Below are 16,565 nucleotides of genomic sequence, written 5' to 3' on the forward strand. Positions count from 1 at the left end.
GCCATTTTCTCACGCATCTACCGGCCGTTTTGACCAGGGAATTAGTGTCAGCTTGAATTTCCATTTTCTGACGGATTATTCCAGGACGACTAAGGTGTTCGGTTAATTTTTAGCTTTCAAGTTTCAGTTGTTGCTTGAAAAACTGGGCTTCGCAACTGTAATGTCAACGTGTAGATAATCGTTGAACTAGCTGCCAACGTCCAAAGAGGCCAAGCCTGCGAACTGCCAAAAGCCAACCAGGGAAACAAGTCATCCATCACGGTGCCCACCAGCTCTTTACCAAATCGTGTAGAAGAAATTGTCTGATGAAGTAACAACAGATCCACGATTAATTGAATCACCAAAATCAAAAGCCATCCTAATAGATAAACACCGCCACCGCGGACTTGTGTTCGAAGCTGACCACCGACACTCAGATAATCTTTAAATTTAGCAGTGCGTCCTTGAAAGCCGCCAATCAGACTGCCAATTACTAAAAGTGTTAGGAATGTCGGCATGTTTTGCCACTGGTAGGAAAAACTTATCAACATCATCCCAACTGTATAGAGAGGTAAAAACCAATAGCCAAACCAGGTTGGCCGCTCATAAGTGAACTGTTCCTTTATAAAATATAGAATGAGTGCGATCCCAAATAAATCCATTGTTTCCAATTCCTTTATCGTTAATGTTATCTGATTTTACCCAATTGCCACGTCAATGACCACAATCGCGACTTTTTAAGTTTAAAATGAATCCACTGGCATTCAAAAAACGGCGTTGGCATCTTTAATCAACCAACCCCGTTTTAAGTAATAGTAATATCTCATCACTTAATCATTATTGTGCCGTCATTCCGCCGTCAATTACAAATTCTGAACCCGTGGAATAACTGGAATCATCCGATGCCAAGAACAGCACCATCTTGGAAACTTCTTCCGGTTCAGCTACCCGTTGTAGCGGAATGGCTTTAGCAAATTCTTTAATCACCGCTTCACTATCTCCTTGATGAATCATTGGCGTGGAGATAACGCCAGGGTGAACGGAATTAACTCGAATGCCATCGTGAGCCAATTGCAAAGCAGCCGCCTTGGTCAAGCCACGAACCGCAAATTTGGTATCCGTATAACCAACGGCGCCACCAACCAAGCCATTCATTGACGAAATATTCACGATACTACCAGAGCCATTTTTCTTCATGGCCTCAGCTGCATACTTCGTTCCTAAAAAGACAGATAACTGATTAATCTTGAAGATCTTCAAATAATCGTCCACTGTAATTTCCTCAAGCGATTTATTAAAACTAATGCCTGCATTATTGACTAAAATGTCTAATTTACCAAAGTGGTCCAGCGTGGTTTGAATCACCTTTTGCCAGTCAGCTTCGCTTGAAACATCCTGTTTAACAAATAGTGCATTGTCACCCAGTGTTTTGGCCAGTTGTTGACCCTTCTCTTCATTAATATCTGTAATGACTACCTTGGCGCCTTCGTTGATAAACAATTTTGCGTGACTGGCACCCATGCCTTGTGACGCACCGGTAATAATCGCAACTTTATCATCTAATTTACCCATAAATATGCCTCCTCGATATAATATAAGCAAAAACAGTTTCCATCTTTATTATAGCGAAGCGACCGATATTCATTAAATTATCTGCTTGTTAATCGCTAAAACGTTAACACGATGCGCTCTTTAACTGTTTGCTTTTCCAGTGCCTGGTGAGCCCAAGCCGCATCGTCAACTGGTTTCTTAATAATCGCATCGTCTAATAAAAAGCCATCAACCATCAGTTCATTTAACAACTTGGCACTTTCGGTGAACTGATCGATCAGCGCATGACTTAAAACAAATCCACGAATGGTCTTATCAGTCGTATAAAATTTCCGCACGTTAAAAGTAAATTTATTATCAGCTGGTGCCGTAATTAAGCCAACTGTGCCGCGTTCGTTTAGGACGTTAATATTTTCCTGAAGGGCGACTTTTCCAGATGTATCAACCACGTAGTCAACCCCATCCAAGCCACGTTTAGCCAGTTGCTTGATTAACGATTTCTGATAATCCAATGGGCAATCACTCCCCAGTTGATCCAACTTATCAAAATCCCGTTTATTAGAAGTCGTTACCACTTCAAGGCCCATTCGATGGGCAATTTGAACTAGTTTAGTGCCAACGTGACCGGCCGCACCTTCAACCAAAATCGTTTGGCCACTTTTTGCCCGAAAAACAGTTTTTAACAAAATTGCTGCTGTCGTCGACGAATGAACTGACGCTACCAGTTTAATCGGATCCACACTTTCTGGAATGTGAAAAAGCCGTTCAGCCGGTACGGCAATGTAACGACTGGTGGTTCCCTGACGGCCATCGTAGCCCATGCTGTTGGTCCATACCCAACTGCCAACGCCAAATCGTGCTGCGGCCTGTTCGCCGACTTTAACCACTTGACCAACCGCATCACGGCCGATAACAAACGGAAAACTCAAATCAGTCTTGTAAGATCCCGCTCGCACAAAGGTATCAACGTGATTGACCGAAACGGCCGTTACTTTTACCAATACTTCGTCATCATCAATTTCAGGTTCTGGTAAATCACCGATTATGATATTTTTCGGACTACCAGTTTCTTTAATGTAGGCTGCCTTCATAAAACGCACTCCTTTTCAATTATTTGTATCATCAGTTTTATTATAAGCTGAATCAACTTTAATTTAACTTGAAGCGATTTGTGAAATGTCAGCAAAAACAAAAGCGGAAACAAATCCAGCTTGTCGGCTACCTTTGTCTCCGTTTTTTAAATCAATAATCAAATAATATCTTAAATCCCATTTACAAGCTTATTCATTTGCTCATCAAGATGCATTAAACACCTGATAATCCGATGAATAAACTCACGAACGCCAAGCAATTTTAAAGCTCTGCTTACCATCAATCGAATCAACATTTTCAACATCACCATTAACCGGCGTATGCGTCATAATAAAGCCGGGATGTTGATGACTGGTAAAATTAAATCGATAGGCCATGCCGGCTTTTTGTTTTTCCGGCTTCATCACGCCAAAACTGCCATCCGACAACTTCACAATTTGATCAGTTTTCTTCTTAGGATCGATATAAATAGTTGTCATTCATTTACACCTCCATTATCTATTATAGTGCGTGATAGGTAAGTGAGCCATTAATTATAACCAAATACTCAAAAAGCAGCCTTTCCTCAACAATTCTTTGAAAAAGCTGCTTCTTTCTATCACTAATAATTAGCCTAGTTTTTCAGCCGCATATGCCAGCATGTCGGCCGTTTGCTGATTCAAAAGTGGTGGTAACTGATCAAAATCAAAGTAGGCTAACTTAACCGTCTCATCAGTGGCTGATTGTAACACTTGGCCCCCAATTTGTTTGACTTGATAAAGTGCGGAGATGGTCTGAGTAACATCCCCATTTGGATAGTGAACCTCACCCTGATCAAAAATTTTTAAGAACCTGACAATTTCAACGTCAATCCCACTATCTTCTTTATATTCCCGCACACAAGCCTGTGCGTAGGTTTCGCCATATTCCAGATAGCCACCTGGCAGACTCCAGTTATGCGTATCCGTTCGCAAATTCAGTAACACTTGACCGCGATCGTTCAATAAAATGCCACAAGCCGTATTCATAATAATTGGCGTGTGACCAACCATTGAACGAATCATTGAAACGTAATCCTTGGCCATTCATCATCCATCCCATCTTTTTTTAGTTAATTGAAACTAATTTTATAATACCCTGGTGAAAGACAATCGTAAATTCATTCCCAAAAGTGTTTAAATTTGCTGTGACCTTTGTGACGGTTTACACTATAGTTGTAAGCGGTTACTTATCAATTTAACTGAGAGGTGATTTTAATGTATCAACACATTTTAGTACCACTTGATGGCAGTAAGAATTCACAAAAAGCGTTGTCCGTTGCAATCACAATTGCCAAAACTTTTTCGTCCAAATTAACGTTACTATCAGTCGTTGATAACCGGACACTGGCAGTCCCAACAACGACCGCCACACCGGTTAATAATGCCTATACTGAATTAAAGGGCTATGCCCAGGGCATTGTCGATGCCGGTCTTAAAACGGTTCAAGAAAATGGTTTGGACGCCGACACCATCGTTTCTCAAGGCTATCCGAAATCACTCATTGCAACCGACGTTCCAAAAGAACAAAACATTGACTTAATTGTCATTGGCAAATCCGGTCGGGGTGCGGTTGATCGACTGCTGATCGGTTCAACCACCGCCTACGTTGTTCGAAACGCAACGGTGCAGGTCCTTGTGGTCAATGATAATTAACCCTTAAATTAATTAGGCTGTAAAAGGAGCTCCTTCAAGTTATTTTTATTTGAGGGAGCCCCTTTTAAATCATCATGATTATCCAACACAATCACTTTCTAAAGCTCTATTAAAATATAGATAATTAAAATGTAATCACTATCAATCATACTAAATTAAGGTTGCTTAGCAAAATAATTTTCAGCTGCAAATTCAAACATATCTAAAATAAACTTATTTGCTTCTTTTCCCGGTGTCGAATTTGGGGAAACAATATTAAAACCATGAAAACATCCTGGAAAAACTTTAAAGTGAGTTGGAACCCCGCTGGCTTTCAAATTATTAACATATATCACCGTCTCATCATGAAAAACTTCAATATCCCCAACAAATGTACAAGTTGGTGGCAAGTTTGAATAATCAGTAATCCGAGCTGGTGCTGCGTATGGAGGAATATTATCCTTTTGATATAAACTCCCTAAGTACAATTTCCACCCAAGCCCATTTGATTTTTGATCCCACATAGGTGCATTATTATTTTGGGCAGAGTCAGAATTATTTTGATCATCAATCATGGGGTAAAGTGGCATTTGGAAAGCAATTGCGATTTCACCTCGATCACGAGAATACACTGAAAGGGCTGCTGTTAGACCACCGCCAGCACTTTCCCCGCCAATCATAATCTGATCAGACCGCATTCCATATCGACTGCCATTACTTTTTAACCATTTTAAAGCCAAATAACAATCATCCAAAGCAGCTGGATAAGGAGCATCCAAAGAACGCCGATAATCCGGTGAAACAACCATCGCACCAGTTCTTTCAATAATTTTTTGAATCATCGGCCCTTCAATTTCCGGTACTAATGTCGAGTACCCTCCGCCATGGATATACAAGATACCTGGTACATCTTTCTTTAGTTTTTTTGGCGTATAAACACATATTCTTAATTCGGTGCCATTCGGCCGTAAAATAAAATGCTGTTCAAAATTGATCTTCTTGGCGGTGTCAAGGCCTTCAATGGCAAATTTTGACACTCGGTTAAACATTTTCAGCCCTTTTTTCGAGTGACCGATCCAAGACCAATATGTGCCTATTGGGGCGATACTTCTTAGATCCGGATGAATCATATCCATTGTAACGTTCATTTAAAAATTACCTCCTATATTCGATAGTTTTCTTTATCAGTCCGGATGATTTGCCGCTTAAAAATATCTAAACGTTTTTTAGATAAGAACAGGCTAATCAACAATCCTGCATTCAATAAACAGCTTAGAATAAAAATGACCTTTTTCATTGCCAGAACTCCCATGCTTAAATTAAAAAACAACACTATTTTAATGCTAATTCAACTTTAGCAATTGATTTTTCATTAGATCGAATGTTGTAATAAATTTCTTGTGCCACTTTTACGCGCTCATAAGTCAAAACCATTCCGGCAGTTGCCGGCCTAATATAATTAATGAACAAATTCTTTATTTGCGTCGGTTCTTCGTCGATAAAATCTAAATAACGCGCATTATTCATATGCCCATAATTGTCCAATTGTCGATCAAAAATTTTAAAAGACGCCACACTTTTTCTAGAGAGATCAGGAATCCGAATTTTTTTGCGGGATGAAACCTTTTCATACTGATCTATAATCATTTTAATCGGAAAAGTTTGTGGCAAAGAAGCTAACTTTTTTGTTTTGAAATCAATAAAAAAAGCATCTTCAATCTGTGAAACTAACAAATTGGCCTTTTTATCCAAAATATCGATTTTTCGGGTAATCTTATGCCGGTTTGCATTCAGAAACAACGAACGAAAATGAATTCTTTCTCCCAGTAAAAGATCTCGATAAATTTTAATTTGTTGGGAAGTCGCGAAGAATACCGTTGATGCATTTAATCTAGGCAACGAAGCTAAAACTTTTTGAAGTTGCAGCCAGCCAACGTCTTGAAATTTATCAATTAAACGACCCATCTTAATTTTGGAATCCTTACCTACTTCGGACAAAAAAACTTCGCTATCTTTTTCAAACATTGCAGAATCTCCAATCATTTAAGACATATCTTTTATCTGTCATCGTTTTAGTAAAACATACGTTGTTTTAACTCTTTAAAATCTGGATTGCTTTTACGGATATTCTTTCTCTGTTGACTTTTCAAAAATAGAATTTTCCCTAAAAAATTTCTGGTTAAAATGTATGCTATCATTAAGTAAATGATACTATATGTATGTTCGAACGTCTAGACATTTGAACATACTAATTAAAAATAATTGGAGGTATTTTTCTTGAACGATCGTGGTCAGGCAATTCTTGAGACATTAAATACGTGCATTCCGATTTTTGAAATGCTAAAAGATAAGAATCGACAGGAGATTATCGTTAACTTAATAGAACACGGTCCGCTAAGCGTTAATCAATTAGTGGATATGTCAGAACTCTCCCGGCCGGCAGTATCACATCATTTGAAAATTTTGGAAGAAAGGAACATTATTAAAATAAAAAAACAAAAAACACAACGGATTAGTCAAGTGGACTTAACAGACCTAATTCAACAATTATCATCATTAATTTCTGAACTTCAATATGCTAATCAGCATTATCAACATTAGTACAGACAATTTTCTAAAAATAAAAGTAGGTTAGAAATGCCGTGTATTAAAATCACTGTTATAAATTTGAGTATAAATTTGATCATAAAAAATGCCTACACCGTCAACGGATTTTGTGTTAACGATGTAGGCATTTTTTATGCAGATATTGCTTACTTGTATTTAGTCTCGCAATTAGTCATCTTTTTTGAACAACAAGCTTTTTGTTTGCCGTAATATAATGACCATTCGAAAGCTGGTAACGAGTGACCAACCGATAATTAATCCATTTTTTAATTTTCAATCGAGTGCCAAATTTATAATGAGTTACTGAATGAGCTAAGTGCTTATTCTTATAGGCATTAATCCCTTGTTTGCTAATGACCGCAACTGTTTTGGATTTTGGCATAGATTTATAATAAAGTGAACTGACATAATCAGCCTTAGCGGTGATGTAGCCCTGCTTACCATAATTTTTGCTATCACGATTAATATCTCGAACTCGGTAACGCAAACGACCATTTGTTGAGCGTGCATATCCGGTTACGCTAAACACTGGCCGTTTAGCCCGACTCATCTTTTTATAAGTCGCAATTTTATTGATGATCTTAAAAGTAGCTGTCTTGTAAAGATTGATCTTCTTTAAGGCCATGACGACAGACCCCTTTTTAGCGGCTGATCGAGGAGCCTTGACGACGTGAGACGGTTTTGCTGTCACTGAACTTGAAGTTGCACTTGATGAACTAGCCGTCGAGGTACTCGAAGATGGTGCAACATTCGAGCTTGAAACTGCACTTGACAAGGAAGAACTAGTTGCTGGCCCACTAGTCGAAGATGTTCCTGTATCAGGGACTGACGCTTCTGGGCCATAAACCGACATTTCTACTAAGCCAGCTGCCCAATCAGCTTCTTGATTACCATTTTCCTTGATCACCTTATTAACCGTCAATTTGATGTATCGGGCACTTCCCGTCAATTGATGGCTTAAGAACCCAACCAACGTCTGATTATTGGACTCATCCACTTGCTTAGTCCAAGTTTTGTTATCGTTACTGGTTTCAATCGTGTACTGATTATAAGTTTCAGAACCGTTAGTTAACCTAAAACTCAGATCAACTCGACTCAATGGCTGAGATGCTTTTAAATCAATCGTGTAGGTATACGGGACCTTCTCTGGCTGGTAATAGGTGGTTGAAGCATCCCCATCAACAGCTTTAGTTGCCTCGTGACCCTGCTTAGTAGTTGACGCCGTCACTGGCATGTTTTTTGACAATAATGGATTATTTGGCACATCAACTTTACCGGTTTGTGAATCCAATGACCATTTCGGTGTATAAGCCATCACAACGCTTGGTTCATTACCTGATAAGCCAGTTATAGTCAAAGGTAACCAAATATAACCGGATTGACCAATTTCTGAAGGTAGCCATGAGTCACCCATATAAATGTAATTGGTTTGACCATTTTGGGTTACTTTCATGATATTAGTGGGCTGACTATGATACGTCGAATTATCCCCTAGCAGACCAATGGGGGGTATCAACCTCATTCCCACTACTACTTGTTGTTCGATTAACTTTCCAACCATTTGGATCACTCAAATCAGTGGTGTAAGAATAACGTCCTTGATTAGGTGACCACCCAGATTGTTGAGAAGTTGCCAGAATATAGTACTTTCCCGCTTTTACCAGTGCTGGTGCTTCTCGTCTAGCGTTAGCAAACAGTTCGTAAGACTTCATGGCCTGCTTATCAACATCTGTAAAATCGGAATTAAGCTCATAAATCCGCATCATTGTGCCACTTTCAGTGGAAATAATGTAAGCTTTATTGCCTTCTTCAAACAAAGTAAAGTCCCTGGATGGGGTTCCCCAGTGAGCTGTATCAGCCGTTTCGGTTTTATAGTCAGTCATTTTGGTTCCATTATCGTAAACCCCAGTCGGTTGTGTGTCGGTGCTACTATTCGGATTCAATATTTTAACACCCCAGTTGCGATATTTACTATTACTATCAGCTCCAGGACGCCAGTGACCTAAAAATTTGTAAGGTCCATCAGCTTGCTGACTGGTAGCAACCGCTACTTGACTTGAGGAATAGCTGCCTTGTCTCTCCCAATGTGCCCATACAACAAACTGTTTATTTTTCTGATTATACAAAATTTTGGGTCGCTCCATAATAACGTCAAACATAGCAGGATCGTTAGCATTTGGCTTTAAAATTGTATTAACGTACGTCCAATTTTTCAAATCTTTGGAAGTATAGAGATTAATACCATTAAAGAAGGCGTGATTATGGCTTTTATCTTCACCAACCCAGTAATAAGTTGGTGTGCCGTCTGAACCAGTTACCTGAACAAATCCGCCACCATGGGCTTGAATTGGTGCCCCATCAGTATCCAACCACTGAGTGTTATCCGGATGATTAACCACTGCAGCATATCGGTTTGGATTGTAGTTTTCCTTAACCATTCCAGCCATCGTCGCCTTAATCACATCAGTTTGCTGATCAATATCTGCTTGAGATGCATCTGATTTTTTGGCTAGAATTTGCCCGTTTGAAATGGCTGTTCTAAGTAAATTTTGACTGATTTTAGCGTAATCGCTGAGATGAGCGGCCACATTGTCTGCCTGTTTCAACGCATTTTTTAAATTGTCCTTGTTGACAGTCTGAGTGCTGGCAGATGATTGAGACACTGCACTTGAACTCGAGTTTGATGACGAACTTGAATTGATCTTGGACGACGAGCTTGAACTCGAAGCCGTCGTGACGATTGAAACACTTTTTTTCGGAATCGCCGTGGCTGCTTTTGAGGAAATGATTGTTGCTGATAATCCAATCATTGAAAACAAGGCTACCAATAAATTCGTTTTCAAAAAACTGGTCAGCTTAAAATGATGTTGATTGGCCATTATGAATGCTCCCTTCAATAATTACATGGATAACCGCCTAATGTTAGCGGTTACAGTTTCTTTTTCTAAAAAAGGATTCTTCCTTGACTTCTCCAATTCAAAGTTAACTTCAAATTATTCTGTCAGTTTAGAACCCTTTATGATGCTTATTTCGAACTATTCTTTATTGTGACCTTTTTTATGAAAACGTGCGGTTGGATCCGTTGCCATGATATTTGTAAACACATCGGTCAACGTCTTGGTTTTATCTTCAAACTTTTTGTTTAGAATCAATTGCCGAAATTCTTCAATTGACAGATGCTCCACGTCTTTAAACGGTAACGCTGATGGGTTGGCTGACTGATTTAAACCAGTTTTTAAAGTTACCACTAAGCCCTCTTTACTATCCAGTGTCACCGTATAGTACTCATAATAACTTGGTGTCTCGTAATTTCCAACCAACTCTTGATTTTCCTCAAAGTATTTTCTGATATAATTTTCAAATGCTTCCTGTGATTTAATTGCATCGCGCCATTCTGTTGCATCAACTTTTGCCATCTGTTCATCGCTTCTTTCTATCAATTTAGTTGCTAAAATCACGCCATGTTACAAAGTTCTAAAAATTCACGTTCAGTTGCATCACCTCTTTCATGACTAATGCTCGTTTAGAAATAAGATGCCAAACACCCGGGCACTTTCTTCATGAACACTTGAAAAGCGAACCGCTAAGGACGTTGTTCCTTGATAAAGCTGTTCAGGTAATTTAAAGTGCCACTCAAAGAAGCCATTCTGGTCGATTGACTTTGCTTGAGCTGAAGCCACCGTAATTTGCTTTTTAACCAGCGAATGAGGATCATCACCGACTTGCAGGTTGATCAGTTGGCCATCATCACGTTGATTAAAAATCAAAGTCAATTCCATTCCGGGCTGTGCTTTTTCCATATCAAACACGTAGTAAAAATGGCCGGCCGGATCAGCTTGCCTGAATCGTCTGCCAGATGCATAGCCAATCTTAGAATTCTCGGCTTTAAGATGCTTATTAAATTCCCAATTATTTTGATCAAAATTCGTTAATTGATCAACAATCCGGCTTTGATAAGCCTTAACAGCCGCTAATTTCTTCTGTTGCTGTTTAGCCGCCAAGCTACCGGCTTGCTGCCACTGGAAATAAATTCCATAACGGCAGTCATAAATCTGGTAGTAAGGCACAAACTGAATTTTTTCATCGATTCCTGGCAAACTAATTTTAAACAGGTAGTGATCATCATCTGTTACCAATTGATACCGATCTGACAATTGTCTTAACCACGATTGCCAATCCATATGTGCTGTCAGGGTCGTTGGAGCCAGTTGATCTAGGGTCGATATCCGGACTAAAATTCCATTTGGTCGATCGTTCCTCATGTCTGAATGATCCAATTGCCCAGCAAGCACGTACGGTCCATATTTCAAAGAAAGAAACCGCGGATTATCCCGAGTCTCACTAACATCAAGCGTCATTGATAGTTGAAATTGAATTGAGTTGCCAGGAACTACCCGGGTCACCTCAACAAAACCGGCAGATTCCGAACTACTTTGCTGACCATTTTCATCGATTATTAGGCGACGATGGCTCCAATCAGGGTGCCGAAATTTAATCGTGATCGGTTCAGAGGGCCGTCCACTCGTTAGCTGTGAGGTACTTAATTGAACCTTGCCGGTTTTCCTGTCGACTCGCAAAGCTACTTTCAAGTTTTCCGCCGGAAGCCTCAACTGATTTGAATAATATCCCGTGACATAAAGCGTCTGGCCATCTTTAAAGTAATAGCTATCGCCTAATTTAGTGAAACTTTCGATCCCGGTTCCAGTACAACACCAAAACTCATCAAAAGGTCGATTAAAAACTTTTCGATATCCGGCTGCCATCGGTTGAAAATAGGTCATCATACCCGTTTGCGGATTTTGAGAGCCTAAAATGGCATTCGTGTACGTTCGATCATAGTAATCCAAATACTTTTTATCACCGGTCACCCTAAACAGCTCTCGGCTGAGTTTTAACATGTTATGCGTATTGCAAGTTTCACAAGTGGTTGCCCCATCCTCAATCACCGCATCGTGATACAGTTGATCCGGATCATGAAAATGCTCACTTTGACTATTACCACCGGTCACATATGAATGGTGATCAATCACAATTTGCCAAAAATTTTTGGCAGCCATTAGATACATCGGAAGCCGTTGCTGTGCTTCGTTATTTAAATATTGGTTGGCCATTTGGGGATCACTAAAAATCTCATATCGTCGAATGGCCCCCAACAACTTTGGAATCGTTGTATTCGCATGCTTTCCAGGCAACACATCGTTTGCGTTGGCTAACTCTTGAAACAACTCAACTTCATCAAAGTAGGTGGCGGCCACTAAATGATGCTCATCTTGAGTAATCGAAAACAGATGGTACAACGCATCATTCATCCCACCGTATTCAACGGCCAACATTTTTTTAGGATCAGTTAACCGGCTCACTCGTCGATAAACATAGGTCCCAAAATTTGTGGCAACTTGAAGCGCCTGTCGAGATAAATCCGGGTCAATTCTTTTCAGGTCTTCAGATGCCTCAATTAAACCTGCTAAAATTTTATGGAGGTCATACCAAGGGACAATCACATTTTCCTTTTGAGATTCCGGAACTGGTTTGCCTTCAACCTCATCCAAAGCCACCTCTCGAAAGGCTGAAACATAACCAGCACTTTGAGGATGATTTTTGGCATAAGCCGCTTGTGCTTCAGATAGCCCCTGGATGCCAATAGCCAATTTTGACCTCAATTGATTGCGCGTTTCCTCTTCAATTTCAGAAGTCATCGCCTGAGAAAGAGCGGACAAATAGTGGCCAAAAAAGTGACCTCGAAAATTATGGCCAGTTAAGCGTTCCCAGCCGCCATACGGTGCTTTTGCTTCCGGCTTTAAACCAGCCACTTGATCAAAACCATATAAAAACCGCTTTGGGTCTAATTGCATTAAATAATGAATGGTATTCGTCTGGGCCGCTAAAACTTCTGAATCCGTCACTTTGACGTTTTCCAAAGGAATCGTCTGTTTCATCTTTTCACCTCAATCAATTTTGTTTACCAATCAACACATTTACTGAGTACGGTTGAACTGTTACTGTTCCTGTCGCAATTTGAGTTTCTTTTATTTTAAGCTTATTTGATTGACCAATTTGATTTTCCGTTCCCGGTTGAGCTAATAATTCGCGAAACCGACCATTTTGAAACTTGGAATCAGTTGTTTGAATTGAAACCGGCTGATCGGTCACATTGACCAGCTTAAGATAATAACGTTTCGTTTTTTCATCAACTGTTAGATTGCTGTATAGCGGTTGAACCACAGTTGGCTTAATCTCAATGTCATTAAAGGGTTGCCCATCAATCGACGTGGCCACATGCCGATGGTTAACGTGAATTTCAAAATGATATTGATGGTTGCTTTTCATCGTCCATTGACACTGATTCCAATCGCTTTCTGTATGATTACGCCCACGTTGTTTGATAATGGAATCTTGGTTCTCCCAACCACCAAGCACCCACATGAAATACTTCTCATCGGTTGTCTGGCCAAAAATTAAATGAAATCCTTTGTCAACCCGGCCACCTGTCCTGGTTGCATCAAACGTTAGTGAATAGTTTTGACTGCTCGTTTTACCCAGCATGTGACGGGCCCGTTCCGCTAATCTTCCGTTTTTAAACTTAAACTGTTGTTGCTGGTTGGTCTCATGATCTATAAACGTGACATTTTGATAAGTCACGTCCGCTAAATCGCCTTCAAATCCAAATTGGCCAATAATTGGCTGCGCATCTTTAACCGTGGGTGTCGGCAGGCCATCAATTGAATGCGGCACATTCCGGGTTCCCTGGTAATTCATAAACAGCTGTTGAACATAGTAGTTAACCGAAGGACTGACTTGATACTGATTAAAAAAGATCAAATCCGGTGTCCAATTAGGATAATCGACATTGCAAAAGAGCGGCGCGTAACAGGCTAACCCGACCTTATCAGCATTTCGTTCCAACCCAAGCATGTAACTTGCTTCAACAACGGCGTTAATCCATTTGTTTTCCTTTGATGCATACTCACCCAAGAAAGCTTTGGGCCCCTTTGGATCATAGTGATCATAGCGATGCTGATTAGCAAGGAACCAATCCGTTGCCATATAATAATGCTCATCCACAAAGTCTGACCCATATTTTTTAGCACTTTTCCAACCACGATTAAATTCGCTGCCGGAAGCAAACGGACCACTGGTATTAATCAATTTAATTTCTGGATAACGCTGGCGAATTGCTTGATGAAAGTATGGATAACGATCAAAGAAAGGCTGGCCAACCTCCTCATTGCCAATTGCCAGATATTCCAGATTAAACGGTTCAGGATGACCAAGTTCCGCGCGTTTTTTACCCCACTTAGTCGTCTGGTCACCGTTGGCAAATTCAATTAAGTCTAACGCATCATCAATCCAAGGCTGTAATTGATCAATTGGAACGGCACGTTTATGGTGAGGATCATAACCACCAGGAAGCACTGGTAATGGTTTGGCACCAAGATCTTCTGCTAACTGAAAATATTCATAAAAGCCAAGTCCAAGCGTCTGATTATATCCCCACTTATTCCGACGGGTTGGTCGCTGTTCGACCGGGCCAATAGACTTTTTCCACCGATACATCGATTCCCGATCGTTAGGATTCAGTGTGCCATCATGAACTAAGCATCCACCAGGAAACCGCATAAATTTCGGCTGCATTGCCGCCAAAACGTCACCTAAATCTTTTCTGACACCATTCTTTCGATGATGAAACGTTTCTGTCGGGAATAGTGAAATCATGTCCAAATTCACTTGTGAATCTGGCAGTACCTCAACAATTAGCCGACCCTGATGGCTGTCTCGATTGGCCCGGATGACAAGCTGATGCTTTTGCCAATCAGAACGATCAGTGGTAATGGTGAGCGGTGCCGACAATCGATGATGTTGTTCATCCTCTAAAATGACCTGAATGAAGCTTCGGCGACTCGCTGCAATAAAGACTGAAAATAAATAAGTGTGATCTGCCTGAAAGTCCATTCCTTGATTAAACCCGTGATTAGCAATTTTAACTGCTTCACCCGTTGAATTAACGGCTAAATAATGCTTATTATTTGAATTAAGCGGGTGATCCGTTCGAACTTGAACATCATTAGGATGATCAACAGTCCATGCAAAAGTTTCATGATAATCCGGATGGTCAACCGGTTCAAATTCAAACGATCTGTTCTGAACCATCTCCGCATATAAGCCACCATCTGCCGCGTGATTTAAATCCTCAAAAAAGATGCCAAACAAATCATTTAGCGGCGCACCAAATTTATTTTCAATTGTTAGCTTACCTTGTAACATGGCCGATTCTCCTTTAATTCCGCTGTTTTTACAAAAACAAGGCGAGTTGATTTTTAGAAATCGATATCTAAAATCTACTCACCTTGATTAGATACCACCTGTGTTTATCCGCTTAGTATCCGAGGATTATTTAACTGATTTAATTCTAAAGATTAGGAAAGCTCCGACTAATTCAATCAAAAATGATGCCGGAAAGATTGCTTTGTAACCACCAAGATAGGTCACGATTAACGAAGCAACCACAGTTCCTGAAATTTGAGATAACGTATTGGCTAAATTAATGAAGCCCATATCTTTTCCTGATGTTTCAGCATTAGGTAAAACCGCCAAGTTCAAGGCACCATCAACAGCGTTGTAAACACCATTACCAATGGCAGCCAAAACAGCGTATGTTAAGATTGTCCAAGGTTTATTATCAAAGAACGGGAAGAATTGAGCAATCCCAATTAATAACGTTGACAACGCAACAGGAGCCTTTAACCGACCAATTTTATCTGCAACTGGTCCAGAAATTGCGGTAAAGACAACCCCAAAAACCAAGTTAATCATAGAAATTTCGGAAAGTGTTTTACCGGCGCTTTGCTGACCCAAGTGCATGTAATCTGTCAAAATGTACAACATGTAAGCTGTGGCAATTGTACCACCCATAACCATCATTAATTTACCGGCAACTGCATACCAGTAATCTCGAGCGCCTTTAGTTGGCAAAGAAAAGTGAAGCCAAAGTGCGCGGAACGAGAACTTTTCACGCGGTTCATCAATGTTGCTACCTTCATGAGCCAGCAATACATGAAGAATCCCCATAACAAACCCAATGGCAGCCATTACATACATCCCTAGCTTAGGATTACCCAAGAACTGGGCGGCAACCATGGTAATCACTTGAATGGCCGTGTAACCAATTCCATATAGAGTGGAAATCGTTCCTCGCCATCTAGGTGCGATTCGGTCGGCTTCCTGGGCCACCATTGCGGCCGCAACCGCATTTTCAGCTGCAGCAACAAAGCCCCAAATCACGACGATCGCCCAGATATCATGTAAATTGGCAACTAAACAAATCAAACCGGATTCAACAATTGTGCCGCCAAGAATCCATGGCTTACGTTTCCCCCAACGGGTTCTGGTGATATCGGACAACCCACCAAATATAATATTGGCAACCGCGGCAACAATTGACGAAACAGAAGCCATTAACGCAATCGCTGCAACTTTACCGCTCGGATCAATTTGGCTAAAATATTGTGGTAGTAACGTATTTCGAACATTTCCAGCTGGTGCCAACCAAACAAATGGCCCAATCAGCATGGCTAATCCAAAAAGTTTAGGAAATTTCGGTTGTTCGGCATTGGTTATTTTAGCGTTTGTCGGTTCAACTGGCACTTCCTGCTGCTTTTTATTATTATTCTTATCTGCCATCTAAAA

At 40.3% G+C, this 16,565-nt stretch carries 15 protein-coding genes; 2 read left to right on the forward strand and 13 right to left on the reverse strand.

Features of this window, described 5'->3' with window-relative positions; all coding sequences use genetic code 11:
• Positions 1–116: 116 nt before the first annotated feature.
• From ED605_RS07765 to ED605_RS07785, 5 genes are all read right to left on the reverse strand, one after another.
• Complete coding sequence (locus tag ED605_RS07765) at positions 117–641, reverse strand: hypothetical protein (RefSeq protein WP_121978339.1); 525 nt, start codon at positions 639–641, stop codon at positions 117–119.
• Between the two features lie 175 nt (positions 642–816).
• On the reverse strand, positions 817–1,551 hold the full coding sequence (locus ED605_RS07770; protein ID WP_121978340.1) for a glucose 1-dehydrogenase: 735 nt from the start codon (positions 1,549–1,551) through the stop codon (positions 817–819).
• A gap of 95 nt (positions 1,552–1,646) precedes the next feature.
• Positions 1,647–2,621, reverse strand: coding sequence for a zinc-binding dehydrogenase (locus ED605_RS07775; protein WP_121978341.1), 975 nt, complete (start codon positions 2,619–2,621; stop codon positions 1,647–1,649).
• A gap of 243 nt (positions 2,622–2,864) precedes the next feature.
• Positions 2,865–3,101: a hypothetical protein gene (locus ED605_RS07780; protein WP_121978342.1), complete on the reverse strand. Its 237-nt coding sequence runs from the start codon at positions 3,099–3,101 to the stop codon at positions 2,865–2,867.
• Positions 3,102–3,230: 129 nt separating this feature from the next.
• Entirely contained in the window at positions 3,231–3,686 is a 456-nt protein-coding gene (locus tag ED605_RS07785) for an NUDIX hydrolase (protein ID WP_121978343.1), read from the reverse strand.
• Positions 3,687–3,857: 171 nt separating this feature from the next.
• On the opposite strand from ED605_RS07785, the gene ED605_RS07790 reads away from it, so the two are divergent.
• Positions 3,858–4,295 (forward strand): universal stress protein, encoded by a 438-nt coding sequence (locus tag ED605_RS07790; RefSeq protein ID WP_121978344.1) that lies wholly within the window; start codon positions 3,858–3,860, stop codon positions 4,293–4,295.
• A gap of 155 nt (positions 4,296–4,450) precedes the next feature.
• Here ED605_RS07790 and ED605_RS07795 read toward each other — a convergent pair whose 3' ends face one another.
• Together ED605_RS07795 and ED605_RS07800 are read right to left on the reverse strand one after the other, a co-directional pair.
• Positions 4,451–5,422, reverse strand: coding sequence for an alpha/beta hydrolase (locus tag ED605_RS07795; RefSeq protein ID WP_121978345.1), 972 nt, complete (start codon positions 5,420–5,422; stop codon positions 4,451–4,453).
• A gap of 184 nt (positions 5,423–5,606) precedes the next feature.
• Complete coding sequence (locus tag ED605_RS07800) at positions 5,607–6,299, reverse strand: acyl-ACP thioesterase domain-containing protein (RefSeq protein WP_162919773.1); 693 nt, start codon at positions 6,297–6,299, stop codon at positions 5,607–5,609.
• A gap of 252 nt (positions 6,300–6,551) precedes the next feature.
• On the opposite strand from ED605_RS07800, the gene ED605_RS07805 reads away from it, so the two are divergent.
• Positions 6,552–6,875 (forward strand): ArsR/SmtB family transcription factor, encoded by a 324-nt coding sequence (locus tag ED605_RS07805; protein WP_121978347.1) that lies wholly within the window; start codon positions 6,552–6,554, stop codon positions 6,873–6,875.
• Between the two features lie 178 nt (positions 6,876–7,053).
• Here ED605_RS07805 and ED605_RS07810 read toward each other — a convergent pair whose 3' ends face one another.
• From ED605_RS07810 to ED605_RS07835, 6 genes are all read right to left on the reverse strand, one after another.
• Complete coding sequence (locus ED605_RS07810; RefSeq protein ID WP_162919774.1) at positions 7,054–8,397, reverse strand: DUF5776 domain-containing protein; 1,344 nt, start codon at positions 8,395–8,397, stop codon at positions 7,054–7,056.
• Positions 8,366–9,760 carry a glycoside hydrolase family protein gene (locus tag ED605_RS07815; RefSeq protein ID WP_121978349.1) on the reverse strand — a complete coding sequence of 465 codons (1,395 nt, stop codon included), beginning with the start codon at positions 9,758–9,760 and terminating at the stop codon, positions 8,366–8,368. The genes ED605_RS07810 and ED605_RS07815 overlap by 32 nt, the downstream gene beginning before the upstream one ends.
• A gap of 156 nt (positions 9,761–9,916) precedes the next feature.
• Entirely contained in the window at positions 9,917–10,297 is a 381-nt protein-coding gene (locus ED605_RS07820; protein ID WP_121978350.1) for a hypothetical protein, read from the reverse strand.
• A 96-nt stretch (positions 10,298–10,393) separates the two neighbouring features.
• On the reverse strand, positions 10,394–12,817 hold the full coding sequence (locus ED605_RS07825; RefSeq protein WP_121978351.1) for a beta-L-arabinofuranosidase domain-containing protein: 2,424 nt from the start codon (positions 12,815–12,817) through the stop codon (positions 10,394–10,396).
• Positions 12,818–12,830: 13 nt separating this feature from the next.
• Positions 12,831–15,143, reverse strand: a complete 2,313-nt coding sequence (locus ED605_RS07830) for an alpha-L-arabinofuranosidase family protein (protein WP_121978352.1) — start codon at positions 15,141–15,143, stop codon at positions 12,831–12,833.
• Between the two features lie 126 nt (positions 15,144–15,269).
• Positions 15,270–16,559 carry an MFS transporter gene (locus tag ED605_RS07835; RefSeq protein WP_121978353.1) on the reverse strand — a complete coding sequence of 430 codons (1,290 nt, stop codon included), beginning with the start codon at positions 16,557–16,559 and terminating at the stop codon, positions 15,270–15,272.
• Positions 16,560–16,565 lie beyond the last annotated feature (6 nt).

The sequence above is a fragment of the Lentilactobacillus raoultii genome (genome assembly GCF_900411375.1).
Taxonomy (GTDB): Bacteria; Bacillota; Bacilli; order Lactobacillales; family Lactobacillaceae; genus Lentilactobacillus; species Lentilactobacillus raoultii.